23 protein-coding genes and 1 pseudogene are annotated in these 23529 nt (G+C 75.0%); 10 read left to right on the top strand and 14 right to left on the bottom strand.

Annotated features, from left to right (window positions below):
• The first annotated feature begins 11 nt into the window (after nt 1-11).
• Nucleotides 12-134, top strand: coding sequence for an IS3 family transposase (locus ACI78Z_RS20395; RefSeq protein ID WP_457037642.1), 123 nt, complete (start codon nt 12-14; stop codon nt 132-134).
• 445 nt (nt 135-579) lie between these two features.
• On the opposite strand, the pseudogene ACI78Z_RS20390 reads toward ACI78Z_RS20395, so the two are convergent.
• The 3 genes and pseudogenes from ACI78Z_RS20390 to ACI78Z_RS20380 form a co-directional block, all read right to left on the bottom strand.
• Nucleotides 580-2442, bottom strand: a pseudogene (locus tag ACI78Z_RS20390) (acyltransferase family protein).
• Nucleotides 2442-2714 (bottom strand): acyltransferase family protein, encoded by a 273-nt coding sequence (locus ACI78Z_RS20385; protein WP_457038360.1) that lies wholly within the window; start codon nt 2712-2714, stop codon nt 2442-2444. The pseudogene ACI78Z_RS20390 and the gene ACI78Z_RS20385 overlap by 1 nt, the downstream one beginning before the upstream one ends.
• Nucleotides 2715-2882: 168 nt before the next feature.
• A complete protein-coding gene (locus ACI78Z_RS20380) occupies nt 2883-3386 on the bottom strand; it encodes an OsmC family protein (RefSeq protein ID WP_457038359.1) in 504 nt (167 codons plus the stop codon).
• Nucleotides 3387-3638: 252 nt separating this feature from the next.
• On the opposite strand from ACI78Z_RS20380, the gene ACI78Z_RS20375 reads away from it, so the two are divergent.
• On the top strand, nt 3639-4226 hold the full coding sequence (locus tag ACI78Z_RS20375) for a class I SAM-dependent methyltransferase (protein WP_457038358.1): 588 nt from the start codon (nt 3639-3641) through the stop codon (nt 4224-4226).
• A 20-nt stretch (nt 4227-4246) separates the two neighbouring features.
• Here ACI78Z_RS20375 and ACI78Z_RS20370 read toward each other — a convergent pair whose 3' ends face one another.
• On the bottom strand, nt 4247-5791 hold the full coding sequence (locus ACI78Z_RS20370; protein WP_457038357.1) for an acetolactate synthase large subunit: 1545 nt from the start codon (nt 5789-5791) through the stop codon (nt 4247-4249).
• A 37-nt stretch (nt 5792-5828) separates the two neighbouring features.
• Nucleotides 5829-6767: an NADP-dependent oxidoreductase gene (locus ACI78Z_RS20365; RefSeq protein ID WP_457038356.1), complete on the bottom strand. Its 939-nt coding sequence runs from the start codon at nt 6765-6767 to the stop codon at nt 5829-5831.
• Nucleotides 6768-6899: 132 nt separating this feature from the next.
• Here ACI78Z_RS20365 and ACI78Z_RS20360 point away from each other — a divergent pair, with 132 nt between their 5' ends.
• Nucleotides 6900-7595: a DUF4230 domain-containing protein gene (locus tag ACI78Z_RS20360; protein ID WP_457038355.1), complete on the top strand. Its 696-nt coding sequence runs from the start codon at nt 6900-6902 to the stop codon at nt 7593-7595.
• Nucleotides 7596-7684: 89 nt separating this feature from the next.
• Here ACI78Z_RS20360 and ACI78Z_RS20355 read toward each other — a convergent pair whose 3' ends face one another.
• Entirely contained in the window at nt 7685-8884 is a 1200-nt protein-coding gene (locus ACI78Z_RS20355) for an acyl-CoA dehydrogenase family protein (RefSeq protein ID WP_457038354.1), read from the bottom strand.
• A gap of 496 nt (nt 8885-9380) precedes the next feature.
• Here ACI78Z_RS20355 and ACI78Z_RS20350 point away from each other — a divergent pair, with 496 nt between their 5' ends.
• The gene (locus tag ACI78Z_RS20350) at nt 9381-10955 is read left to right on the top strand and encodes a hypothetical protein (protein ID WP_457038353.1); all 1575 of its coding nucleotides are present in this window, start codon (nt 9381-9383) and stop codon (nt 10953-10955) included.
• 248 nt (nt 10956-11203) lie between these two features.
• Here ACI78Z_RS20350 and ACI78Z_RS20345 read toward each other — a convergent pair whose 3' ends face one another.
• The 3 genes from ACI78Z_RS20345 to ACI78Z_RS20335 all read right to left on the bottom strand — a co-directional run bounded on the left by ACI78Z_RS20345 (nt 11204) and on the right by ACI78Z_RS20335 (nt 14088).
• Nucleotides 11204-12157, bottom strand: coding sequence for an HpcH/HpaI aldolase/citrate lyase family protein (locus ACI78Z_RS20345; RefSeq protein WP_457038352.1), 954 nt, complete (start codon nt 12155-12157; stop codon nt 11204-11206).
• A 72-nt stretch (nt 12158-12229) separates the two neighbouring features.
• Nucleotides 12230-13090, bottom strand: a complete 861-nt coding sequence (locus tag ACI78Z_RS20340; RefSeq protein WP_457038351.1) for a DMT family transporter — start codon at nt 13088-13090, stop codon at nt 12230-12232.
• Between the two features lie 125 nt (nt 13091-13215).
• The gene (locus ACI78Z_RS20335) at nt 13216-14088 is read right to left on the bottom strand and encodes a PhzF family phenazine biosynthesis protein (protein ID WP_457038350.1); all 873 of its coding nucleotides are present in this window, start codon (nt 14086-14088) and stop codon (nt 13216-13218) included.
• A gap of 24 nt (nt 14089-14112) precedes the next feature.
• On the opposite strand from ACI78Z_RS20335, the gene ACI78Z_RS20330 reads away from it, so the two are divergent.
• Nucleotides 14113-15351 carry a magnesium transporter MgtE N-terminal domain-containing protein gene (locus tag ACI78Z_RS20330; protein ID WP_457038349.1) on the top strand — a complete coding sequence of 413 codons (1239 nt, stop codon included), beginning with the start codon at nt 14113-14115 and terminating at the stop codon, nt 15349-15351.
• Nucleotides 15344-15877 (top strand): DUF1003 domain-containing protein, encoded by a 534-nt coding sequence (locus ACI78Z_RS20325; RefSeq protein WP_457038348.1) that lies wholly within the window; start codon nt 15344-15346, stop codon nt 15875-15877. The genes ACI78Z_RS20330 and ACI78Z_RS20325 overlap by 8 nt, the downstream gene beginning before the upstream one ends.
• Nucleotides 15878-15937: 60 nt before the next feature.
• On the opposite strand, the gene ACI78Z_RS20320 is transcribed toward ACI78Z_RS20325, so the two are convergent.
• Nucleotides 15938-16408, bottom strand: a complete 471-nt coding sequence (locus ACI78Z_RS20320) for a DUF4188 domain-containing protein (protein ID WP_457038347.1) — start codon at nt 16406-16408, stop codon at nt 15938-15940.
• 72 nt (nt 16409-16480) lie between these two features.
• Here ACI78Z_RS20320 and ACI78Z_RS20315 point away from each other — a divergent pair, with 72 nt between their 5' ends.
• Nucleotides 16481-17095 (top strand): MerR family transcriptional regulator, encoded by a 615-nt coding sequence (locus ACI78Z_RS20315; RefSeq protein WP_457038346.1) that lies wholly within the window; start codon nt 16481-16483, stop codon nt 17093-17095.
• Nucleotides 17096-17230: 135 nt separating this feature from the next.
• Nucleotides 17231-17719: a methylated-DNA--[protein]-cysteine S-methyltransferase gene (locus ACI78Z_RS20310; RefSeq protein WP_457038345.1), complete on the top strand. Its 489-nt coding sequence runs from the start codon at nt 17231-17233 to the stop codon at nt 17717-17719.
• 112 nt (nt 17720-17831) lie between these two features.
• On the opposite strand, the gene ACI78Z_RS20305 is transcribed toward ACI78Z_RS20310, so the two are convergent.
• Nucleotides 17832-18149: an AzlD domain-containing protein gene (locus ACI78Z_RS20305; RefSeq protein WP_457038344.1), complete on the bottom strand. Its 318-nt coding sequence runs from the start codon at nt 18147-18149 to the stop codon at nt 17832-17834.
• Nucleotides 18146-18904 (bottom strand): AzlC family ABC transporter permease, encoded by a 759-nt coding sequence (locus ACI78Z_RS20300; RefSeq protein WP_457038343.1) that lies wholly within the window; start codon nt 18902-18904, stop codon nt 18146-18148. Before ACI78Z_RS20300 ends, ACI78Z_RS20305 begins: the two co-directional genes overlap by 4 nt.
• Nucleotides 18905-19012: 108 nt before the next feature.
• On the opposite strand from ACI78Z_RS20300, the gene ACI78Z_RS20295 reads away from it, so the two are divergent.
• Together ACI78Z_RS20295 and ACI78Z_RS20290 are read left to right on the top strand one after the other, a co-directional pair.
• Nucleotides 19013-20149 (top strand): diguanylate cyclase, encoded by a 1137-nt coding sequence (locus tag ACI78Z_RS20295; RefSeq protein WP_457038342.1) that lies wholly within the window; start codon nt 19013-19015, stop codon nt 20147-20149.
• Nucleotides 20150-20297: 148 nt separating this feature from the next.
• The gene (locus tag ACI78Z_RS20290) at nt 20298-21449 is read left to right on the top strand and encodes an Mrp/NBP35 family ATP-binding protein (RefSeq protein WP_457038341.1); all 1152 of its coding nucleotides are present in this window, start codon (nt 20298-20300) and stop codon (nt 21447-21449) included.
• Nucleotides 21450-21481: 32 nt separating this feature from the next.
• On the opposite strand, the gene ACI78Z_RS20285 is transcribed toward ACI78Z_RS20290, so the two are convergent.
• Complete coding sequence (locus ACI78Z_RS20285) at nt 21482-21844, bottom strand: twin-arginine translocase TatA/TatE family subunit (RefSeq protein ID WP_457038340.1); 363 nt, start codon at nt 21842-21844, stop codon at nt 21482-21484.
• A gap of 100 nt (nt 21845-21944) precedes the next feature.
• Complete coding sequence (locus ACI78Z_RS20280) at nt 21945-23525, bottom strand: S1C family serine protease (protein WP_457038339.1); 1581 nt, start codon at nt 23523-23525, stop codon at nt 21945-21947.
• Nucleotides 23526-23529: the final 4 nt, after the last annotated feature.

Here is a 23529-nt window from a genome sequence, read left to right as displayed (position 1 = left end):
ACGAGCTGGAGATGGAGGTCTTCTCCTACCTCGAGGGCTTCTACAACACCCGCCGCCGGCACTCCCGGCTCGGCAACCTCAGCCCCACCGACTACGAGACCATGCAACTGACACAGAACGAGGTGTGCGCCTGACGGGGGTCACTTCAGCCGGACCGGCCCGGGGTCGGTGAACGGGTCCAACCCGCGCCGGCGGATCAGCTCGCGCACCTCGCCGTCGACGACCTCCAGCGCACTGGTCGCAGTCGGCACGGCACCCCCGTCGTCACGCTCGGTCAGGACGACGACGGACAGTAGGAGAACGCGGCCGTCCGCGGGCGCCGGTCGCCACGATCTGTGGACGACGGAGCCGACCGGCCCACCCGGTCGGGTGTCATCCCCGGTCGCCCGGCCGCCTCATGAGTCGGTCCCGGCAACCTCCACCGCGGCTTCCAGGAGTAAGCAGCGGTGGAGCGTGCGTAGACCACCTCTGTCCGCCCGCACGTGGGTCGGTGGACCCTCGCCATCCGCCCCGCGTGGTGGGCAAGGCCGAGCAGGCCGGGCACAGCCCGGTGCGGGCCGGTCGCTGAGCTGCGCCGGCTCAGGTCTCCAGCAGGGCGGCGGCGACGGAGGCGCCGATCCGCTCCGAGTACTCCGCCGTCATGTGCACCCCGTCAGCGAACACCGGCGTGCTGCCCATGAAGGCGGGGCAGAGGTCGTCAGCGCAGAACCAGCGCTGCGGGTCGACCGCCGTGGCGCCGGTCGCCTCCGCCACCTCGGCCTCGGTCGCCAGCGACGCCAGGTACGCCCGGCTCGGCGCCTCCAGGCAGTCCGCGGGCTCGCTGAGCCCGTTCGCGCACGACTGCAGGTTCCCCGTCTCCGGCGGCGCCCCGAGGACGACGACCCGGGCGCCGGACGACTGGATCTGCTCGACCATGGAGGTCAGCCCGTCGCGGAAGACCGCCGTCCGGTCCAGCGCGGGGTCGGCCAGCTCGGCGTCGTAGGCGTTGCTGAGCAGGACCAGGTCCGGGCCGTTCTCGGCGATCCAGCCCAGCGCCTACTGCCGGTGCTCGGCGCACTCGGTGAACGGCTGGCCGCCGGCCAGCGTCATCTCGAGCACGTTGGGGCAGCGGCCCATCGACAGCGTCTGCACCGACCAGCCCTGCGGCGTCAGGCCCGAGACGATCCCGGGCAGCCAGGCGCCGGCGATCGAGTCGCCGAGCACGACCGCCTGCCGAGGCGCGGCCGGGTCGCCGTAGACGCACTCGGCCACGTTGTCCTCGCGCACGTCGAAGCAGCCCTCGGACCACTGCTCGCGCAGGTAGTCGGGCAGGTCGTCGAGGCTGGGCGACAGGTCGCTCGGCCAGGTCAGCGCCACCGACGCCGCCCGGATCTCGGAGGTGAGCGGGTCGAGCGCGGCGCCGCCGTCCTCCGCGGCCGCGCGCGCCTCGGCCTCGGCCCGGAGGGCGGCGGTGGCCGCGGCCGCGGCGCGGGGGTCGAGCTGGCCGGGCGGGGAGACCACCAGCAGCGCGGCGGCGACGACGATCGCGGTGGCCGCCGAAGCACCGGCGACCGCGCGGGCCCGCCGGTGGACGCGCGGGGCCGCCGGGTGCGGGGTGCGGCGCGCCCGCGGGAGCAGCCAGCCCGAGTGCAGCACCGGCTGCTCCACCACGGAGTACGAGATGGTCGCCAGCGCCAGCGACAGCACCAGGACGACGGCGTAGTAGGCCACCGACTCGGGGTCCAGCACGGCGGCGAGGACGACGACCACCGGCCAGTGCCACAGGTACAGCGAGTAGGAGATGCGGCCGAGGAACCGCGCCGGCGCACTGCCCAGCGCCCACCGCACGCCCGGCCCGCCGGGTGCCGCGCCGAAGGCCACGAGCAGCGCCGTCGACAGGACCGGCAGCGCCGCCGCGGAGCCGGGGAACGGCGTGCCGGCGGTGATGAGGAACGCGGAGGCGACGACGCCGGCCAGGCCGGTCCAGGCCAGCACCGCCTGGAGCGAGGCCGGGAGCCGGTGTAGGCGCGCGGCGGTGACGGCGACCACCGCGCCGACCCCCAGCTCCCAGGCGCGGGTGAACGTGGAGAAGTAGGCGGTCTCCGGGGAGGTGCCCGTCGCGTGCAGCGACCACGCGAACGACGCCGCCGTCACCGCCAGCATCGCCAGCCCGAGGACGGCGGCGCGCCCGCGCCGGCCGACCGTGACCCCGAAGACGGCGAGGACCAGCACCGGCCACAGCAGGTAGAACTGCTCCTCGACCGCGAGGGACCAGAAGTGCTGGAACGGCGAGGGCGCGGCGTCGGTCTGGAAGTAGTCGGTGCCCTGCCGGGCGAAGGTGACGTTGGCGCCGAAGAACAGTGCCCACAGACCGTCGCTGACGGTGTTCCAGAAGCGGCCGTCGACGAAGAGCACCCAGGCCGCGAGCGTGGTGACGACCAGCGTCGACACCGCCGCGGGCATCAGCCGGCGGGCCCGGCGCACGTAGAAGCGCGCAACGAGATCCGCCCCGTGCGCTGCCGCTCGCGGACCAGCAGGCCGGTGATGAGGAAGCCGGAGATGACGAAGAAGACGTCGACGCCGATGAACCCGCCCGAGGGCCACCCGAACACGTGGTCGAGCAGGACGAGGCCGACGGCCACGGCCCGCAGACCCTCGATGTCGCGCCGGAAGCGGTGCTCCGGGGCCGCGGGTCGCGCGACTCCCCCGCGGACCGCCGTCCGCTCGACCGGCACAGCTGTCGCCCGTCATCCCGCTCCCCCGTGTCGTCCCGCCGTCCCGGCGGCAGCCCGCGGGCCGCGTTCGGCAGGCCCTGGACGGCAGTCGACCAAGCCGCTGCCGCGCCGGGGAAGCGCCGGGCGGGCGGACTGACCCGCTGGGGGGAGGGCCCCGGACGGGTCGGGTCAGGCGCGGCGGACGGTGAGGTGCGGCGGCTGCGCCAGCGTCCGGGCGACCACGCAGTACCGCTCGGTGAGCTGCCCGAGCCGGGCCAGGGTGGCGTCGTCGGCGTCGGTGTCCAGCTCGGCGTCCACGGTGATCGCACCCAGTCCGACCGGCGTCTCCTTCGAGACGCCGAGCGTCCCGCGGGCGTCCATGTCGCCCCGCGCGGTGAGCCGCGCCGAGCGGATCTCGATCCCCATCGCCGTGGCGACGCTGCGCATCGTCACCCCCGCACAGGCCAGCAGGGCCTGCAGCAGCATGTCGCCGGAGCAGGCGTCGCTGCCGTCGCCGCCGGTCGAGGGGTGCAGCCCGGCGCGGGCGGGGCCGGCCCAGGTCTGCACGGTGCAGGTGATGCCCGGGTCGGCGAACGCGGCCTCGGCGTGCATGGTCACGCACGCGGACGCCGGGTCGTCCCGGTAGCCCTGCTTGATCGGTGCCTGCAGGTCCCGCAGCGCAGCGGCGTCCATCCCGGCCTCCCCGTGTCGTCCCAGGCCCCCATGCTCACGGCCGGGGACGGCCCCCGCCAGGTGGGAGGACGGCTCCGTCGTCGGCGGCGACCGCGGCGGTCACCGCCTCCTTGCCGTCCCCCGCGTGACGGTCGAGGGTGGCGGTGGTCACCGGGGACGGTCCACGGCGAAGGTGATCGGCATGGGTGGCACGACCGGCAGCGCGCGGCTGCGGACGGCGGTGACCGGGAGGAGCGCGACTTCCTGCCCGGGATGAGGCAGGCGTGGCTGCTGCCCCTCTACGACCCGCTCACCCCGCTGGCCGGCGTCCGGCGGCTCCACCGGCGGCTGCTCGACCAGGCCGCCCTCCGGCCCGGCCAGCGCGTCCTGGAGATCGGCTGCGGCACCGGCAACCTGCTGCTCGCGGCCAAGCGGGCCCAGCCCGCGGCGCTCGTCGTCGGCCTCGACCCCGACCTGGCCGGGCTGGCCCGCGCCCACCGCAAGGCCCGCCGCCGCGGGCTGACCGTGCAGCTCGACCGCGGCCATGCCGAGGAACTGCCCTACGCCGATGACAGCGTGGACGTCGTCCTCTCCTCGTTCATGCTCCACCACGTGCCCGCCGACCAGCGGGACGCGGCGGTGCGCGAGGTGCGCCGGGTGCTGCGGCCCGGAGGTGCGCTGCACCTGATGGACGTGGGCGGTGCCGGCGACCGGGGCCACCGGCACCGGTTCACCCGGGAGCACGCCGTGGAGGACGTCCCGGACCTGCTCGTCCGTGCCGGGTTCCGGGACGTCGCGGCGACCGGGACCCACGTGCACCGCCTGTTCGGCGCGTACACGCTCTACCGCGCGACCGGCTGAGCCCCCTCGGCTCCGCGACGTCAGCCGCGCAGGACCGCCTGGACCAGGTGCGGACCCGGCGCGGTCAGCGCCGCCCGCAGCTGCTCGGCCAGCTCCTCGGCGGTCGCGGCCCGGGTGGCGGGCACACCCATGCCGGCGGCCAGCGACACGAAGTCCAGCGACGGCCGACCCAGGTGCAGCAGCTCGCCGGCGCGCTTGCCGTCCTCCGCCGCGCCCACCCGGGACAGCTCGTGCTCGAGGATCGCGTAGGAGCCGTTGTCGTACAGGACGACGGTGACGTCGAGCTGCTCGCGGGCCATCGTCCACAGCGCCTGGATGGTGTACATGGCGCTGCCGTCGGCCTGCAGCGCGAGCACCGGCCGGTCCGGGCAGGCCACCGCGGCACCGACGGCCATGGGCAGCCCGTCGCCGATGGCCCCGCCGGTGAGCGCCAGCCAGTCGTGCCGCGGCGCACCGGCGGTCAGCTCGGCCAGCCCGACGCCGGAGGTCAGCACCTCGTCGACGACGACCGCCCGCTCCGGCAGCAGCGCACCGACCACCGCGGACACCGCCCGCGGCGTGAGCTCCCCGCCCGGCAGCTCGGGCCGCGACGCCTCCAGCAGCTCCGCGCGCGCGTCCGGGGCCGCGACCCCGGCCAGCGCCCGCACCGCGGCGGCGCCGTCCTCGCCGGGAGCGGAGAGCACGTGCACCGTGCAGCCCTCGGGCACCGGCGTCCCCGGCCCCTCCGGGTAGCCGAAGAAGTGCACCGGCGACGTCGCCCCGGCCACCACCAGGTGGCGGGTGCCGGCCAGCGCGGCGATCGCCATCTCCGGCGGGTAGGGCAGCTTGGGGACGTCGGGCAGGCCCGCGCCGCGCACCGTGCGCGGTGCGAACGTCTCGGCCAGCAGCCGCGCGCCGGTGCCCGCGGCGACCTGCCCCGCGGCCAGCAGCGCGGCCTCGCTGGCGACGACGTCCCCGCCGAGGAACAGCACCGCCGGCTCCCCGGAGCGCAGCACCGCGGCCACGCCGTCCACCACCGATGGCGCGACCTGCGGAGCCGGGCGCACCGGCTGCGGCTGCGCGGGCTCGGCGCCGTCCTCCCACGAGACGTCGGCCGGCAGCACCAGCGTGGCGATGCCGCGCCGGGCGGACTCCGCGACGGCCTCGGCGGCGTCGGCGGCGACGTCGGCCGGGGACAACGAGCGGCGCAGCCAGCCCGACACCGCCCCGGCCAGCGCGTCGAGGTCGGACTCCAGCGGCGCGTCCAGCCGCTTGTGCGAGCGGGCGTGGTCGCCGACCACGTTCACCATGGGCGCCCCTCCGCGGCGGGCGTTGTGCAGGTTGGCCAGGCCGTTGGCCAGCCCGGGACCCAGGTGCAGCAGCGTGGCCGCCGGCCGCCCGGCCATCCGCGCGTAGCCGTCGGCGGCGCCGGTGGCGACGCCCTCGAACAGCGTCAGCACACCGCGCATCTCCGGCACGTCGTCGAGGGCCGCGACGAAGTGCATCTCCGACGTGCCGGGGTTGGCGAAGCAGACGTCGACCCCGGCGGCGACCAGCGTGCGGATGAGTGCCTGTGCGCCGTTCACGCCCGCGACCCTCGCACGGTCGCCGGGGCCCGGCAGCTCAGAAGGTGAGCACCAGCCGGCCGCGGACGCCGCCGCGTGCCAGCAGCCGGTGCGCCTCGGCGGCCTGCTCGGCCGGCATCGTGCGGGCCACCCGGAGGGTCAGCACGCCGTCCTCGGCCTGCTGCCGCAGCCGGTCCAGCGCCGCCCGGCCCTCCGCGACCCGCCGGACCAGCGTCGGGTGCACCGCGACCCGGCCCGAGCCGTCGCCGCGGTACCCGCGCACGGTCGCCACCGCCCCGCCGTCCCGCACCGCCGGCAGCACCCGCGCGTCCTGCACCGCGCCATCGGCCAGCCCGTCGACGCCGTCGGGGAACTCGGCGCGGATCCGGTCGGCGACGTCGTCCCCCCGCCGGACCACGACGTCGGCGCCGAGATCGCGCACCAGCTGCTCGTCGGCCTCGGAGGCGTCGGCGACGACGGTGAGCCCGTCGGCCTTGCCGAGCTGGACGACGTAGCCGCCGAGCGCCCCGGCCGCGCCGGTCACCGCCAGCACCCGGCCGGGCCGCAGCCCCATGAGGTCCAGGGCCAGCCGCGCGGTGAGCCCGTTCATCGGCAGGGTCGAGGCCTCGGCGTCGGTGCTGCCCGCCGGCGATCGGGTCACCGAGGCGGCCGGCAGCACCAGGTCCTCGCGGTAGGCGCCGTGCGCGCCCGAGGGCAGCACGATCGCCATCACGCGGTCGCCCACCCGCAGGTCGGTGTCGGTGTCCGGGCCGATCTCGGTGAGCACCCCGGCGGCGTCCATCCCCGGGACGTAGGGGAACTCCTGCACCCGGTCGCGTCCGGCGTAGGCGCCCTCGCGCAGGTGGGTGTCGGTCGGGCTGACCGCGGCCGCGGTCACCCGGAGCCGCACCTTGCCGGGGCCCAGCGGCTCCGGCGGGACGTCGACGACGTGCAGGGCCTCCGGCCCACCGAACGCGGTCACCCCGACGGCTCTCATGTCCGGAAGCCTCGCCGACGCCGGCCGGCCCTGTTCCCGCGGGGTGCCGGCGTGTCGGGAATGGCGGGCGCGCCCCGATCGCTGAACAGGTGAGCTCCCGCACGCCCGACCCCGAGCCGAGAGGCCGCGCGCATGCCCACGCTGCTGCAGAACCGCCCCGTCCTCGGAGACCCGGCCCCGCGCCGTCGTGTGCGCGCAAAGCTCGTCGCCGCGGGCATCGGCCTGGCCGTGCTCGTGCCCGTCGGCTTCCAGGTGGCCGACTGGCTGCCCGACGACCCGTTGGGTCAGGACGTCGTCGACCGCAGCACTCCCCCGCTGCTGCTGGCGCTGGAGGACATGGCGGAGTACCACGCCGCGACCGGCACCTTCCAGGTCGTCATCGACCGCGAGCTCGACACCCGGTACGTGCCGGACGTGATCAGCGGCGAGCGGGTCAGCTTCCTGGCCACCGGCACCGCCGACGCCTACGTCGACTTCGAGGGGCTGGACGACGGCGCCGTCACCCTCTCCCCCGACGGCACCTCGGCGACCATCGAGCTGCCCGCCCCGCGGCTGGGCGAGGTCCGCATCGACCCGGCGGAGAGCCGGGTCCTCGACCGCGACCGCGGGCTGTTCGAGCGGGTCGGCGACGCGCTCGGCGACAACCCGGTCGACGACAGCGAGGTCTACGCCCTGGCCGAGGAGAAGCTGGCCGCCGCGGCCGCCGCGAGCGACCTGCGCGACCGTGCCGAGACCAACACCCGCGACATGCTGACCGGCCTGGCCCGCTCGCTCGGCGTCGACCGGGTCGAGGTCACCTTCGCGGAGCCGGCCGACGGCGAGAGCTGAGAAGGAGGACCCCCTGCCCCCGCCGCTCGCACGCTCGCGGCGGGACCCCGCAGGGGGCCTCCGGAGGGCGCACCGCGGCGGTCGAGTCCTCAGCGCTTGAGCGCGTACTCCTTGAGCAGGCCCCGGCTGATGATCGTCTTCTGGATCTCGCTGGTGCCCTCGCCGATGAGCAGGAACGGCGCCTCGCGCATGAGCCGCTCGATCTCGTACTCCTTGGAGTAGCCGTAGCCGCCGTGGATGCGGAACGACTGGGTGGTCACCTCGGCGCAGTACTCGCTGGCCAGCAGCTTGGCCATGCCGGCCTCGACGTCGTTGCGCTGGCCGGCGTCCTTGAGCCGCGCGGCCTTGACCATCAGCGCGTGCGCGGCCTCGACCTTGGTCGCCATCTCGGCGAGGGAGAAGGCGATCGCCTGGTGCTGGGCGATCGGCTTGCCGAAGGTCTCCCGCTGCTGGGCGTAGGCGATGGCCAGCTCGAACGCCCGGATGGAGATGCCGCAGGCGCGGGCGGCGACGTTGACCCGCCCGACCTCGACGCCGTCCATCATCTGGGCGAAGCCCCGGCCGGGGACGCCGCCGAGGACGTCGGACGCCTGGGCCCGGTAGCCGTCGAACACCAGCTCGGTGGTGTCGACGCCCTTGTAACCCATCTTGTCGATCTTGCCGGGGATGGTGATCCCGGGGACGACCTCGCCGAAGCCGGCCGGCTTCTCGACCAGGAACGTCGTCAGGTTCTGGTGCGCCTTCTCGGCGCCCTCGTCGGTGCGCACCAGCGCGGCGACCAGCGTGGAGCTGCCGCCGTTGGTCAGCCACATCTTCTGGCCGTCGATGACGTAGTCGCCGTCGGCCTGCCGGACCGCCCTGGTGCGGATGCCGGCGACGTCGGACCCCAGGCCGGGCTCGGACATCGAGAACGCGCCGCGCACCTCGCCGGTCGCCATGCGCGGCAGCAGGCGCTCGCGCTGCTCCCGGGTGCCGTGCTGCATGACCATGTAGGCGACGATAAAGTGCGTGTTGATGACGCCGGAGACGCTCATCCAGCCGCGCGCGATCTCCTCGACCACCAGCGCGTAGGTCAGCAGCGACTCGCCGAGTCCGCCGTACTCCTCGGGGATCATCAGCCCGAAGATGCCCATCTCCTTCAAGCCCTCGACGATCTCGGTCGGGTACTCGTCGGCGTGCTCGAGCGCCTGCGCGTGCGGGATGATCTCCTTGTCGACGAAGGTCCTGACCGTCGACAGGATCTCCTGCTGGATGTCGGTCAGGTCGGCGGTCTGCGCCAGGCGGGTCATCGCGTCGCTCCTCCAGGGACTCCGGCGTCCGAGTTACCGGGGAGTATCCCGAACCGCCCGATCCGGGTGCCGGCGACCTCGTTCCGGTGCCAGCACGTCCCTGCCGAGGACGCACCCGATCAGTGGCCACCGGCGAATCTGCGGGACCACCCCCAGCACGAATACGGCTGTCGTGGCTCCCGCTGAGGCGCGGCAACCCTGTCTCGCGTGTCCATGACGGCGCGTCGGTACGTAACGCGCCGGGAGTACAACGCTCCGAGACGTGAGGTTCGTCACATCCGCTACCCGCGGACGGACCCCGGGCGCGGCCTGACCCCCCAGGTCACGAGCCCGTAGCGGCCCCACGACACGCCTGAAGGTCTTTGCCAGGTCGGCTATTCGCTACTTGGGCGGCTCGTCTCGCTACGTAGCGTGCTCGGTGCACATCTCCTCCCCCACAGCGGTGAGTGCCCGCCTCAGGCCGCGGCATGAGCCGACGCAAAGGATCCAAGGCCATATGAAACGCACGATCACGCTCGCGTCGATCATGTTGACGCTGACGGTCGCAACGTTGGGCACGACCGGTATCGCGTCGTCCGCGACCAGTTCCGTGCTGGACGTCCCGGTGCGAACCGGCGCAGCCGACGCGGAAGAGTCCCCCACCAGGATCTCGCTGGCAGGCGGCGACCTGAATCTCGGTGCAGACGGTTCGACGGCGCAGACCGTCGGTCTGCGGTTCACCGGGGTGTCGATTCCGGCGGGGGCCACCATCACCAAGGCCTGGATCCAGTTCCAGGCCGACGAGGTCACTACCGCAAACGCGAACTTGACCATCCGGGGAGAGGCCGCTGACAACGCGGCCGCGTTCACGACGGGATCGAAGAACGTCTCCTCCCGGCCGCGAACCACGGCAAAGGTCACGTGGGCCCCGGCGCCCTGGTCGACGGTCGGCGCCCGTGGCGCCGAGCAGCGCACCCCCGACCTGTCGCCGGTGGTACAGCAGATCGTGTCCCGCCCGGGCTGGGCGAGCGGCAACGCGCTCGCGGTCGTCGTGACGGGCACCGGAACGCGCACCGCCGAGTCGTACGAAGGTGGCGCGGCCAAGGCCCCCGCCCTTCACATCGAGTACAGCTCCGGCACGGCGGCGACGTCACCGGCGCCGACTCCACCTACGACGTCGGGCAGCACGCCCTCCATGGGGTCGTGTGAGGCCAACGGCCGCGACGTCGTCCGCCCCTACCCGGCCGGCACGACGCTGAGAGAGCAGTGGGAGGCGAAGGCACCCGCGGACGACGTCACCTACGACCTGTCGGGGGTCACCTCAACGGCGTACCCGGCGACCAAGTCGGTGTTCGCGGTCGGCACCGGGGACGCCGCGCTGAACACCTGTGTTGTCGGCGGCACCATCCGGGGACAGGCTGAGGACGACCAGACCTGGCAGTACTACCACGACGAGTTCAACGCCGCCTGCGTGAAAATCATCGCCCGCGAGTCGATGCAGGTCCGGGATGTCCGCTGCGACAACGTCGAGGACGGCATCAAGCCGCAGGAGTCCGCGGTCAACGCCAACAACGCGACGTTCCACGTCGAGGGCACCTACCTGTCGCGGATCCGCGACGACTGCATGGAGAACGACTACACGGTCGGCGGCGTGCTGTACGACAACCTGTGGGAACAGTGCAACACCGGCATCTCCGAGCGGCCCTCGAGCGACCGCTCCTGGCCGACGCCGGCCTCGGAGACGCTGGTCCTCGACCACATGTTGATCGGGCTCTACGAGACCCCGCACGTCGAGGACGGCCAGGTCGTCATGGGCGAGAACACTCTGTTCAAGTGGTCGACCTCCGGCAACCGCGTGGTCATCAAGTGCTCGATCTTCAAGGTCGACTCGGTGTCCCTGAACGGCAAGGGCTCGATGACGCTGCCGCCGGGGACGGTGGTCGACGACTCGGCGTGCCCGAACAACCCCTCCACGATCGTCTGGCTCGGCGGCGGGGCCTACCCGGTTCCGACGGCGGGGATGCGCGTGGTGAGCGACGAGTCCGTCTGGACCAACGCCGTCCGGGCATGGAAGTCGGCTCACGGCTACTGATCGCTGAGTCGTAAGTGGCGCGGACCCCGGGGGATCGCATCCCCCGGGGTCCGCACTCCTTACCGGCGCGACAGTCCCGGCACCGCGCGCCGACACTCGTCCTGCGACGGGTCGTGGTGGAGTACGCGACCACGACCCGACACCGGGCACGGTCGGCCGTCCCCCGGTGCGGCAACGACGACGCGACGGCTCCTCGGTTCCCCGAGCAAGCCGCCGCGTCGGTACGTTCAGCGCGGGAAGCTCAGGCCTCAGCCTTCGGGCGGGGTGAACGTCGAGGTGCGCTGCATGCCCGCGGCGCGGCCCTTGCCGGCGATGACCAGGGCCATCTTCCGGCTGGCCTCGTCGATCATCTCGTCGCCGAGCATCGCCGAGCCCTTCTTGCCGCCGGCCTCCGAGGTCGCCCAGTCGTAGGCGTCGAGGATGAGCTCGGCGTGGTCGTAGTCGGCCTGGGACGGCGAGTAGATCTCGTTGGCCGCGTCGACCTGGCCAGGGTGCAGCACCCACTTGCCGTCGAACCCGAGCACCGCCGACCGCTTGGCCACCTCCTTGAAGGCCTCGACGTCGCGCACCTGCAGGAAGGGGCCGTCGATGGCCTGCACGCCGCGGGCGCGGGCGGCCATGAGGATCTGCATGAGGATGTAGTGGAACGGGTCGCCGGCGTAGTCCGGGTGCAGGGCGCCGACCACCAGGGACTTCATGTTGATGCTGGCCATGAAGTCGGCCGGGCCGAAGATGATGGTCTCGATCCGCGGGCTGGCGAACGCGATCTGGTTGACGTTGATCAGGCCCTGCGCGGTCTCGATCTGCGCCTCGATGCCGATCCGGCCGACCGGCAGGCCGTGGGCCTTCTCGAGCTGGGTGAGCAGCAGGTCCAGCGCCTGCACCTGGGCGGCGTCGGCCACCTTGGGCAGCATGATGCAGTCCAGGTTCGCGCCGGCGCCGCCGACGACCTCGAGGACGTCCTGGAAGGTCCACTCCGTCGTCCAGTCGTTGACCCGGACGGTGCGGATCTTCTTCCCCCAGCCGCCCTCGTTGAGCGCGGCGACGATGTTCTTGCGGGCACCGGGCTTGGCCAGCGGCGCGCAGGCGTCCTCCAGGTCGAGGAACACCTGGTCGGCGCCCAGGCCCTTGGCCTTCTCCAGGAACCGGGGGTTGCTGCCCGGCACGGCCAGGTTGGAACGGCGGGATCGGAGCTCGGCCACGGTGCCTCCGCTGAGGGGGTGAGGGGTGAGGTCGGGTTGCTACCGGAGAGTAGCGACGGCCTCCGCGCGCCCTCAGGTGCCCGGCTCGGCCAGGCTCGCGGGGCGGCTGGCCCGGACGACGAGGGCGACACCGAGGACGACGAGGGCGACACCGGGCAGGGCTAGCAGCTGGGGCACCTGCCGCAGCAGCACCAGCGCGAACAGCAGCGCACCGGGCACCTCGAGCAGGATCACCAGGCTGACCATCGTCGGCCCGACCGCGGACAGCACCAGGTTGAACAGGGTGTGCCCGAGCAACTGGGCGCAGACCGTGATGGCGGCGATGAGCAGCCAGTCCCGGGCGGCGAAGCCGACGAGCGGGTTGCCCACCACGACGGCGGCGACGGCGACGACCGCGGCGCACACGGAGTAGCAGACCACCGCGTACGCCGAGGTGGACAGCCGCTGCCGGGCGCGGGCCCCGGCCAGCACGTAGCCACCGGCGCAGATCGCACCGAGCAGCGCCAGCCCGTCGCCGGCCAGGGCGCGCAGGCTGACCGTGACGTCGACCCCGGCGATCAGCGCCACGCCGAGCACGGCCAGCACCAGCCCCCACCAGGTCGCGGCGGGCAGCCGCACCCCGCTGACCCGCGCGGCCAGCGCCGTCCAGATCGGCGTGGTGGTCACCAGCGCCGTCGAGGCGGCGACCGTCGTCATCGACAGGCTGGGCAGCCACGCGGCGAAGTGCGCGGCGAGGAAGAGGCCGGCGACGACCGAGCTGGTCAGGTCGCGCGGGCGCAGCCCGCCCAGCGCCCGGCGCTCGCGGACGAGCAGCACCGGCAGCAGGACCGCCGCCCCGCCGAGGTTGCGCCAGAACGCGAGCGCGAGCATGGGCGCGGCCAGCACCGTGGTCAGCGGCGCCGACAGCGAGACGCCGACGACGGCGACCGCCATGAGCCCGACGTCCCGCCCGCCGGGCCGGTGCACCGCCCAGGCAGCGGCGGCCCCGGCCGGCGCCGTCCGGCCCCCTTGCAGGGGCCCGCCGCGAGCCTGCGAGGGGCGGGGGGCCAGGGGGTCCTTCAAGGCACCCGGATGCGTCCGCGCGCCACCGGCACCACCGCGCCGCGGACGGTGGCCGCGACCGCGCGGCCCCCCGAGGCGGTGACCGTGCACGCGAGCTCCGACGGGCGGCCCATCGCCTCGCCCTGGTGCACGACGTAGGACGACGTCCCCTCCGGCGGGAGCAGCCCGACGGCGACCAGCCAGACGCCGGTGCCCAGCGCGGCCGAACCGGTGGCCGGGTCCTCACCCCAGGCGAGGTCCTTCGCGAAGACCCGCGCCCGGGCGGTGGCGGTCGCGCCGTCCCAGGAGAGCACCGAGACGCCCTCCCCGAGACCGAGCGCGTCCAGGGCGACGTGGTCGGGGTCGGCCCGGTCGACGACCGGCGGCTGCACCGCCAGGTACGTGAACGGCAGGCCGCAGCCGGCGACGTGCGCGGGCAGCCCGACCGCGTCGGCGGCCGCGAGCCCCAGCGCCTCGGCCACCGCCACCGGACCGGGGCCGTCCTCGAGGGTGGGCCGCGCGCCGGACAGCGTCGCGCCCTCGTCGTCGACCACCACGTCCAGGACGCCGACGCCGCACTCCTGGCGCAGCGCCCCGGCGGGCAGCCGGCCGGCCCGGGCCAGCACCGACGCCGCGCCCACGCTCGGGTGCCCGGCGAAGGGCAGCTCGGCGTAGGGGGTGAAGATCCGCACCCGGTAGTCGGCGCCGGGCACGGTCGGCGCGGAGAGGAACGACGTCTCCGACAGGTGGAACTCGTTGGCCAGCGCCTGGCACTGCCCGGTGCTCAGCCCGTCGGCGTCGAACACCACGGCCAGCGGGTTGCCGGCGAAGGGCCCCGGCGCGAACACGTCGACGACCTCGTACTCGAGCGCTGCACCGGAGGGCGACACGCCCCGACGGTAGCCTCGCTACCCGTGACGACGGCGACCAGGGCGTACGTCTCCCGGCTCGCCGGGCTGCCCGTGTTCGACCCCAACGGCGACCGCGTCGGCAAGGTCCGCGACGTGGTGGTGGCGCTGCGGGTCGGGACGGCGGCGCCGCGCGTGCTGGGCCTGGTCGTCGAGGTCGTCGCCCGCCGCCGCATCTTCGTGCCGATGGGCCGGGTGACCGCCCTGGACCCCGGGTCGGTGGTGCTCTCCACCGGCACGCTGAACCTCAAGCGCTTCGAGCAGCGGCGCGGGGAGACCCTGGTCCTCGGCGAGCTGCTCGACCGCCGGGTGCAGGTCGCGGAGACCGGCCGCCCGGCGACCGTCGTCGACGCCGGCATCGAGCAGAACCGCACCGGCGACTGGGTGCTCTCCCGGCTCGCCGTGCAGGAGCCGGGCCGGCTCGGCCGGCGCGGGCAGCTGCACCAGCTGGCCTGGGACGAGGTGACCGGGCTGGCGCTACCGCAGACCGGCCAGGGTGCGGAGACGCTGATCGCCACCTACCGCGAGCTCAACGCCGCCGACGTCGCCCACGCGCTGCAGGACCTGCCGATCAAGCGGCGGCACGAGGTCGCCGAGGCGCTCGACGACGAGCGGCTGGCCGACGTGCTGGGCGAGCTGCCCGAGGCCGACCAGATCACCATCCTCGGCACCCTGGACGAGAAGCGGGCGGCCGACGTGCTGGAGGTCATGGACCCCGACGACGCCGCGGACCTGCTCGCCGAGTTGTCCAACGTCGACCGCAACCGGCTGCTGGAGCTCATGGAGCCCGACGAGGCCGAGCCGGTGCGCCAGCTGCTGCAGTACTCCGAGGACACCGCCGGCGGGATCATGACCAGCGAGCCGGTGATCCTCACCCCGGACGCCACGATCGCCGAGGCGCTGGCCCGGGTCCGCGAGCCCGAGCTGTCCCCGGCGCTGGCCAGCCAGGTGTACGTGTGCCGGCCTCCGTCGGCCACCCCGACCGGCCGCTACCTGGGCCTGGCGCACATCCAGCGACTGCTGCGGGAGCCACCCTCGAGCCTGGTCAGCGGGGTGCTCGACGACCTCGAGCCGCTGCGGCCCGAGGCGCCGCTGGCCGAGGTCACCCGCTACTTCGCCACCTACAACCTGGTCGCCGCGCCGGTGGTCGACCCCCAGGGCCGGCTGGTCGGCGCGGTGAGCGTGGACGACATCCTGGACCACCTGCTGCCCGAGGACTGGCGCGAGCGGGCCCGCCGTGGCTGACGGCCGCCGGCTCGACGTCCCCCGCGGCGCGGCACGCGGCCTCGGCAGCTATCTCCGGCTCGACCCGGACGCGGTCGGCCGGTTCGCCGAGGCGATCGCGCGGTTCCTGGGCACCGGACGCTTCCTCGCCGTCCAGACGGTGATCGTCGTCGTGTGGATCGCCCTCAACGTCTTCGCCGTCCGGCTGCAGTGGGACCCCTACCCGTTCATCCTGCTCAACCTGGCCTTTTCCACCCAGGCCGCCTACGCCGCGCCGCTGATCCTGCTGGCCCAGAACCGGCAGGCCGATCGCGACCGGGTGCAGGCCGAGGAGGACCGGGCCCGCGCCGCGACCACCCGCGCGGACACCGAGTACCTGGCGCGCGAGCTCGCCGCGCTGCGGGTCGCCATTGGCGAGCTCGCGACCCGCGACTTCATCCGCAGCGAGCTCAACCGGCTGAGCGAGGAGAGCCCGGAGGAGGCCGAGCGGCGGGAGCGGAAGGCCAAGAAGAAGCGGGAGGCCGGCGCGCGCGAAGCCGCGGGATGAGCGGCCCCCTCCAGGGCACCGCCCCGAGCTCGCGAGGGGTGGGGAGGAGGGGGTCCTTCTTCAGCCCGCCAGGCGCGCGGCGGCCCGGTCGTACCGGCCGGTCACCTGGCGGGCCCCCGTGGCGGCGGCCAGGCCCTGGACGGGCAGGTCGACGTAGATGCTCTCGGCCCGGGCCACCTGGTACGTCTCGTGCCAGATGCCGACCGCGCCCGGCACCCTGCGGGCGCGCCGGTTGAACGCGGTCCACGCCGGGCGGTGCCGGGCTCCGGTGTCGGTGGCGTAGCGGTAGACGTCCTCGACGCGGCGCCAGTACTGCACGAGCACCGGCCCGCGCCGGCCCAGCGTCATGCGGTGGCCGAGGAAGCCGGAGTCGGGGTCCCGGGCGAGCTCGGCGAGCATCGGACCCATCGCGGCCAGCGTGGGCAGCCACGCGTCGGGCCGGTGCAGCGCGTTGATCCGCATCCCGATGAGGAAGACGGTCAGGTCCCCCTCGTGCGTGTGGGTCCAGCGGCCCCGGGCGATGCGCGCCATGTCGTCCTCCTGATTGGGTAGTGCAGGTCTCCAAGGTTAGAGAGTGGCACTATCCAATGTCGAGGGGGACGCGTGCAGATCTCCGAGCTGGCCCGCCGGGCCGGCGTCCCCGTGGCGACCGTGAAGTACTACCTGCGCGAGGGGCTGCTCCCGGCGGGCGAGCCGACCGGCGCGACCCGCGCCCGCTACGGCGAGGAGCACCTCGAGCGGCTCCGTCTGGTCCGTGCCCTGCTCGGCCCGGGCGGCCTGTCGGTCGCCCGGGCGCGCGCGGTGCTGGCCGCCGTCGACGCCCCGGACACCGGTGTGCACGCGGCCCTGGGTACCGCCCACCGGGCACTGCCCGGCGTGGGGTCCGAGGAGGCGACCGACCTGGAGCAGGCCCGCGCCGTGCTGGGCCGCCGGGGCTGGCGGGTGGCCGAGGACTCCCCCGCCCTGCTGGCACTGGCCGGCGCCCTCGAGGCGCTGCGCTCGGCCGGGGTCGCCCCCGCGGACGAGCTGCTGGACCGCTACGCCGAGGCCGCCGGCCGGATCGGCGAGCAGGACGTCGCCGAGGTGCCGACCGGGTCGGTGGCCGAGGCTGTCCGCTTCGTGGTGGTCCACACCGTGCTGCTGGAACCGGTGCTGCTGGCCCTGCGCCGCCTGGCCCAGGAGGACGCCTCCCGCCGCCGCTTCCCCTCCGACTGCTGAGCCAGGTCGCCGGGACGGGCAGGACCAGCGCCCGGGCGGCTGGTTGCTGTCGGTCCCCCGACCTACGGTCTCCACCCGAGGAGGACCCCGCGTCCGGCGCCGGCCGGTCGTCCACCGGGCAGGGGAACGCTGACGATGAGCAGGACGCACACCGTGGTGCCGTCGCCGATCGGCCCGCTGACCGTCGTCCGCGGCGAGGACGGCGCGCTCGTGCGGCTGGCGATGTCGCCTCCTGGCGCGCTCGAGGCGGACGCACTCGGGGAGCGGGCCGACGCGGGGTTCGAGGACGTCGCGCGCCAGCTCGCCGAGTACTTCGCCGGCGAGCGGACCGACTTCCACCTGCCCCTGCGGCCCGTCGGCAGCCCCTTCGAGCTGGCCGTGTGGAACGAGCTGACCCGCATCCCGTACGGCGAGACCCGCTCCTACGGGTACATCGCCGCGGCGGTCGGCGAGCCGGGTGGCGCCCAGGCCGTCGGGGCGGCGAACGGGAGGAACCCGATCGCGGTCGTCGTGCCCTGCCACCGGGTGATCGGCGCCGACGGCAGGCTGGTCGGGTTCGGCGGGGGGCTCCCTCGCAAACGCTTCCTGCTCGACCTGGAGCAGCGCGCGGACCGCCTCTTCTGACGGGCGGTGGCGCCGTGCCAGGCGATGGTGCGGCGGCACGGGCCGGTCGTGCGCGGCCCCGTGCAGGGTCCTGCCGCGAGCCTGCGAGGGGCGGGGGGCAGGGGGTCCTCCGTCAGCCGACGAGGACGTGCACCAGCGCGCCGGTCGCCCCGGCCAGCACCAGGACGACGATGAACGGCGCCCGCAGCGCCAGCGCGAGGGCGGCGACCGCGAGCCCCGCCAGCCGTCCGTCGACGACCAGGTCCGGTCCGGTGGTGGCCGCCTGGACGGCGACCAGCGCGGCCAGCAGCGCCGCCGGGACGAACTCGACGACGCGGGTCACCCACGGGCGCTCGACCCAGGCGGCCGGCACGGACAGGCCGGCCAGCTTCAGCGCGTAGCAGCCCACGGCCGCCACCAGGACCACCGTCCACAGCGCCTCGCCGCTCACGAGCCCTCCTCGCCGGTGCTCGTCGGTCGCGTCCGCGGGGCTGCTCCGTCCTCGGGCACGCCCGCCTGGACCGCGTCCGCACCCCGCGGCCGCCCCGCCAGCGCCACGGCGACGACGGCCGCCACCACCTGCACGCCGGCCGGCACCACGGGGGTGAGCAGCAGCGCCACCACCGCGCCGCCGACCGCGACCCGCCGCTGCACGGCGGCCTCGGGGAACCCCCGCCGCAGCCGCGGCCACAGCAGCGCCAGGAAGGCGGCGGGGACGACGGCGTCCAACGCGGCCTGCGCCGTCCCCCCGAGGCCGGAGGCGCCGAGCGCGCCGAGCACCGTGGTCAGGTTCCAGCCGAGGTAGATGGTCCCCCCGGTGGCCCAGAACGCCAGCCGGCCCAGCTCGCGGTCCGGGGCGGCGACGGCCATCGCGGTGGTCTCGTCGATCACCCAGTGCGCGGCGCCGACCCGGTGCAGCACGCCGCGCGGCGCGAGCAGCGGGGCCAGCCGGACGCCGTAGAGGGTGTTGCGGGTGCCCAGCAGCAGGGCGCTGCCGATCACCGCCAGCCCGCTGCCGCCGGCGCCGAGGACGCCGACCAGCGCGAACTGGGAGGCCCCGGTGAACATGACCGCCGAGAGCACGAGCGCCTGCCAGAGGTCGAGGCCGGCGGCGTCCGCCGCGGCACCGAACGCCACCCCGTAGAGGCCCACCGCGAGCCCCAGGCCGACGGCGTCGCGGAGGGTCGCGGTGCGGGCGGCGGACACGCCAGCGAGGCTAGCCAGGCGGCCGGACGGGCCTGGCACCCCTCGGAAGGGGGGCACCGCGGGGTTGCCCGCCTCCAGGCGAGACGTCGCGGTTCCGATGGACGCGTCGTGACCACCGCCCCGCCGCAGCACCGGCCCTCCCTCGAGGAGGACCGGCTGGCCCGCGCGCGGGAGGCGGCGCTGATGACCTCCGGGCTGGCGACGATCACCGTCCCCGCCTGGTCGGGCCTGGACCTGGCGCTCGAACCGGGGATCGCCCCGCACCTGGTCGCCGTCCGGCTGGCCTGCACCGTCCCCATGCTGGTGGCGGTCTGGGTGCTGTGGCGCCTGCCGCTCGGGCGGCGGCAGCCGGAGCTGCTCGCCTGCGCCGTGCTGGCGACGGTCCAGGCGGAGATCGCCTGGATGGTGCCGCGGGTCGAGCACGTGGAGTTCTACCTGCTGGGTTTCACGCTGGCGCTGTTCGCGAGCGGCTGCCTGATGGTGGCCCGGCCACTGTGGACGGGGGCCCTGGTCGGCGTGACCTGGACGGCGTTCGGCGTCGCCGTCCTCACGGCGCCCACCTCCATGTCCGACCACCACCTGGTCGCCTCTGCCTTCTACCTGGCCACCGCCTCCGGCATCGGGGTGCTCGCCCATTCCCAGCGCTACCGGCTGACCACCCGGGAGTCGACCGCCCGCACCCGGCTGGAGGAGGAGCGGGAGCGCACCCGCGCGCTGCTCGCCCGCCTCGAGCGGCTCAGCCACGAGGACCCGCTGACCGGCCTGGCCAACCGCCGGCGGTGGGACGCCGAGCTGGCGCAGGCCTGCGCCGCGGCCCGCCGGACCGGGACGTCGCTGGCCGTCGTCCTCGCCGACGTCGACCACTTCAAGGAGGTCAACGACCTGCACGGCCACGGCGGCGGGGACGAGGCGCTGCGCCTGATCGCGACCACCCTCCTCGCCCGGGTACGGGCCGGGGACGTCGTCGCCCGCCTCGGCGGCGACGAGCTCGCCGTCCTGCTGCCCGGCAGCGACCTCGGCCGGGCGGCCGCGCTGGCCGAGGAGCTGCGCGCGGCCGCGCTCGAGCTGCGCCTGCCCGCTGCCGGCCGGGGCGCGCTGACGCTGTCCCTCGGGGTCGCGGTCGCATCCGGGCAGGACGCGGTGCCCGAGCGGCTGACCGCCGAGGCCGACGCGCACCTCTACCGCGCCAAGGCGACCCGCAACGCCGTGTGCGCCGGCCCGTGGACCCCCGTGCCGGTGGGCTGAGCCGCCCGGCTGAGCAGTAGATCACCCTCCGGACGGCGGCCGGCCGGCACGGCCGCCGTACAGTGGCAGGAGGCCCGTGAACGCAGGTCACCGCCGCTCCTCGGCGGACGCCGACCGGGTCCCCCGTCGAAGGAGACAGACGCACACGATGTCCGCCCCGCTGACCGGCGCGCCGGCGCTCGACGCCGTCAACGCCGCACTGGCCACCGTCCAGGACCCGGAGATCAACCGGCCGCTCCCCGAGCTCGGCATGGTCAAGGACGTCCGGATCGCCGACGACGGCACCGTCCGGGTCGAGGTCTACCTGACCGTCGCCGGGTGCCCGATGCGCGAGACCATCACCAGCCGGGTCACGCAGGCCGTCTCCGCCGTCCCCGGTGTCACCTCGGTGCAGGTGGGCCTGGACGTGATGAGCGACGAGCAGCGCGCCGAGCTGCGCCGCACGGTGCGCGGCACCGACGCCGCCGACCCGGTCATCCCGTTCTCGCAGCCTGGCTCGCTGACCCGCGTGTACGCCGTCGCCTCGGGCAAGGGTGGCGTGGGCAAGTCGTCGGTCACGGTGAACCTGGCCGCCGCGCTGGCGAAGAAGGGCCTGTCGGTGGGCGTCGTGGACGCCGACATCTACGGCCACTCGGTGCCGCGGATGCTCGGGGTCGACGACAAGCCGACCCAGGTCGACAACATGATCATGCCGCCGCAGGCCTACGGCGTGAAGGTCATCTCGATCGGCATGTTCACCCCCGGCAACACCCCGGTGGTGTGGCGCGGGCCGATGCTGCACCGCGCGCTGCAGCAGTTCCTCGCCGACGTGTGGTGGGGCGACCTCGACGTCCTGCTGCTGGACCTGCCGCCCGGCACCGGCGACGTCGCCATCTCCATCGCCCAGCTGCTGCCCAACGCCGAGATCCTCGTGGTGACGACGCCGCAGCTGGCCGCGGCCGAGGTCGCCGAGCGGGCCGGCGCCATCGCCACCCAGACGCACCAGCAGGTGGTCGGCGTCATCGAGAACATGTCGTGGCTGGACCTGCCCGACGGCTCCCGCATGGAGGTCTTCGGCTCCGGCGGTGGCGAGGCGGTCTCCGACGCGCTGACCCGCACCCTGGGTGCGCGGGTGCCGCTGCTGGGCCAGATCCCGCTGGACACCCGGGTCCGCGAGGCCGGGGACGCCGGTGCGCCGGTCGTGCTGGCCGACCCGGGGTGCTCCGCCGCGCAGGCGCTGGCGACGATCGCCGACCGCCTGGCCACCCGCCAGCGTGGCCTGTCGGGCATGTCGCTGGGGCTCACCCCGGTCCGCCACTGAGCTGACGCTCCCGGCGTCTCTTGCGGGGACGACTACGTCGCGTCGGGGTCGAACGGGGGCGGGGCCGAGTGGTCCCGCGTCCGTGCGGCAGCCGCCGCCACCGTGGTCGCGGCCGTCGCGCCGGTGGCCCGCGGCGGCGCGTCGTCGTCGGCCAGCAGCTGGTTCCTGATGAACGTCCGCGGGTGGTACTGCCGCAGGTCCAGGTCGCGCAGCCTGGCGAGGTCGTCGCCCAGGGACTCGTCGACCTGGGCCCGGACGCCGGTGATCGCGGTGCGCACCTTCTTCAGCCCGGCGGCGGCGTCCTTGGCGAGGTCGGGCAGCCGGTCCGGTCCGAAGATGAACAGCGCGGCGAGCGCCAGGACGATGATCTCGCCCCAGCCGATCGAGTCGAACACGCGCCGCTCCCCTCCTCCCGCGCGCGGCCCGGCCGTCGCGCGTCCTCAGCGTAGGCGGCGGACCCGCCGCGGTCAGCGCCCCGAAGAGGGGGGTCTCCCCTCAGGCCTCGTCGAGCGTGGCCTCGACCGTGGTCGAGGACCCGCCCCGCACCAGCTCCAGCGTGATCGTCTCGCCGGGCTCGTGGGTGTCGACGGCCACGACGAGCTCCTCGGAGCTGCCGACCGGCTCGCCGTCCACGGCGATGACGACGTCCTGCTCGCGGATGCCGGCCTCGGCCGCCGCGCTGCCCGGCTCCACGTTGACCACCAGCGCGCCGTCGCGGGTGCCGTCGGTGACCGAGCGGGCGTTGACCCCGAGCGAGGCGTGCACCGCGCGCCCGCTGGAGATGAGCTGCTCGGCGATGTCGCGGACGGTGTCGACCGGGATGGCGAAGCCGAGCCCGACGCTGCCGCCGCCGACCGAGGCGATCGCGGTGTTGATGCCGATGACCTCACCGGCGCCGTTGACCAGCGCGCCGCCGGAGTTGCCGGGGTTGATCGGGGCGTCGGTCTGCACCGCGCTGATCACCGCGTTGGTGTCGCTGCCCTCGCCGGCCAGCCGGACCGGCCGGTCGAGTGCGCTGACGATGCCGCTGGTGACCGTGCTGGCCAGGCCGAGGGGCGAGCCGATCGCGACCACGGGGTCGCCGACGACGACGTCGCCGGAGCTCCCCAGGGCGGCGGTCAGCAGGCCGGGCTTCTCCACCTTGAGGACGGCGAGGTCGCTGGCCGGGTCGCGGCCGACGATGCGCGCCGCCGAGCCGCTGCCGTCGGAGAAGACCGCGCGGATCTCGGCGCCCTCGACGCCGTCGGCGCCGGAGATGACGTGGTTGTTGGTGACGATGTAGCCGTTCCCGCCGTCGATGACGACCCCGGACCCGGTGGCGCCGGCCTCGCCGATGCGGACCTCGACCGAGACGACCGCGGGGGTGACCCGCGAGGCGATGTCGGACACCGAGCCCGGCTCGCGGGCGATCCCCTGGTCGGTCTCGTTGAGCTGCGTGCCCGGCGCCAGCAGCGGCGACTCGTCGGCGGTGCGGGTCAGCCAGTAGCCGGCGGCGCCGCCGACCAGCCCGGTCAGCAGGACGGCGAGCAGGGCGAGGACCGACAGTCGGATGGAGACGTCGGCCAGCCGCAGCCGCCGGCGTCCCTTCGCGTCGACGACGACCGGGCCGGCCTGCTCCTCGGGCTCCTCGAACACCGCGGGGCCGATGAGCCCGGCAGGGGCGTGCGGGTCGCGCCAGGGGTCGGAGCGGGCGTCGGGCTTCCACCACGGCCCGGTGGCGGTGCGCCGGCGTCCGGGGCGTCCACCGGGCGGTTCCTGCAGACCGCGCCGGCCGGGACCGGGCGGCGCGAAGGCGCGCAGCACGGCCTCGGGCGGCGGGGGCGGCAGCGGCCGCGGCGGCACGGCCGGGCGGTCGCCCGCGAAGCTCCCCGGCACGGCGGCGGGCCGCCCGAAGGCGGCCTGCTGGGCCGGGCTCGGCGCGGGCGCGGGCGTCGGTGCGGGCTGCGGGCGGACGGGCGGGTCGAAGCCGCCGACACCGTCGCGGGGACGGGCGAACACCTCGTCGGGCGGCGGTGCCGCCCGGTCGGGGCGGACGTCTCCCTCGGCGCTGTCCGGGGTCTTCGGGTCCGGGTCCACCGGG

The sequence above is a fragment of the Geodermatophilus sp. SYSU D01176 genome, assembly GCF_054050015.1.
The sequence above is the reverse complement of the archived record's forward strand: the minus strand, read 5'-3'. Positions and strand labels throughout refer to the sequence as shown.

Bases quoted from the DNA above. Each gene is read 5' to 3' on its own strand.
- ACI78Z_RS20320 (WP_457038347.1), bottom strand. From the start codon at position 16,408: ATGGCGCGCATCGCCCGGGGCCGCTGGACCCACACGCACGAGGGGGAC.
- ACI78Z_RS20310 (WP_457038345.1), top strand. From the start codon at position 17,231: ATGAGCAGGACGCACACCGTGGTGCCGTCGCCGATCGGCCCGCTGACC.
- ACI78Z_RS20355 (WP_457038354.1), bottom strand. From the start codon at position 8,884: ATGACCCGCCTGGCGCAGACCGCCGACCTGACCGACATCCAGCAGGAG.
- ACI78Z_RS20380 (WP_457038359.1), bottom strand. From the start codon at position 3,386: ATGGACGCCGCTGCGCTGCGGGACCTGCAGGCACCGATCAAGCAGGGC.
- ACI78Z_RS20290 (WP_457038341.1), top strand. From the start codon at position 20,298: ATGTCCGCCCCGCTGACCGGCGCGCCGGCGCTCGACGCCGTCAACGCC.
- ACI78Z_RS20365 (WP_457038356.1), bottom strand. From the start codon at position 6,767: ATGAGAGCCGTCGGGGTGACCGCGTTCGGTGGGCCGGAGGCCCTGCAC.
- ACI78Z_RS20350 (WP_457038353.1), top strand. From the start codon at position 9,381: ATGAAACGCACGATCACGCTCGCGTCGATCATGTTGACGCTGACGGTC.
- ACI78Z_RS20340 (WP_457038351.1), bottom strand. From the start codon at position 13,090: ATGGCGGTCGCCGTCGTCGGCGTCTCGCTGTCGGCGCCGCTGACCACG.
- ACI78Z_RS20360 (WP_457038355.1), top strand. From the start codon at position 6,900: ATGCCCACGCTGCTGCAGAACCGCCCCGTCCTCGGAGACCCGGCCCCG.
- ACI78Z_RS20375 (WP_457038358.1), top strand. From the start codon at position 3,639: ATGAGGCAGGCGTGGCTGCTGCCCCTCTACGACCCGCTCACCCCGCTG.
- ACI78Z_RS20395 (WP_457037642.1), top strand. From the start codon at position 12: ATGGAGGTCTTCTCCTACCTCGAGGGCTTCTACAACACCCGCCGCCGG.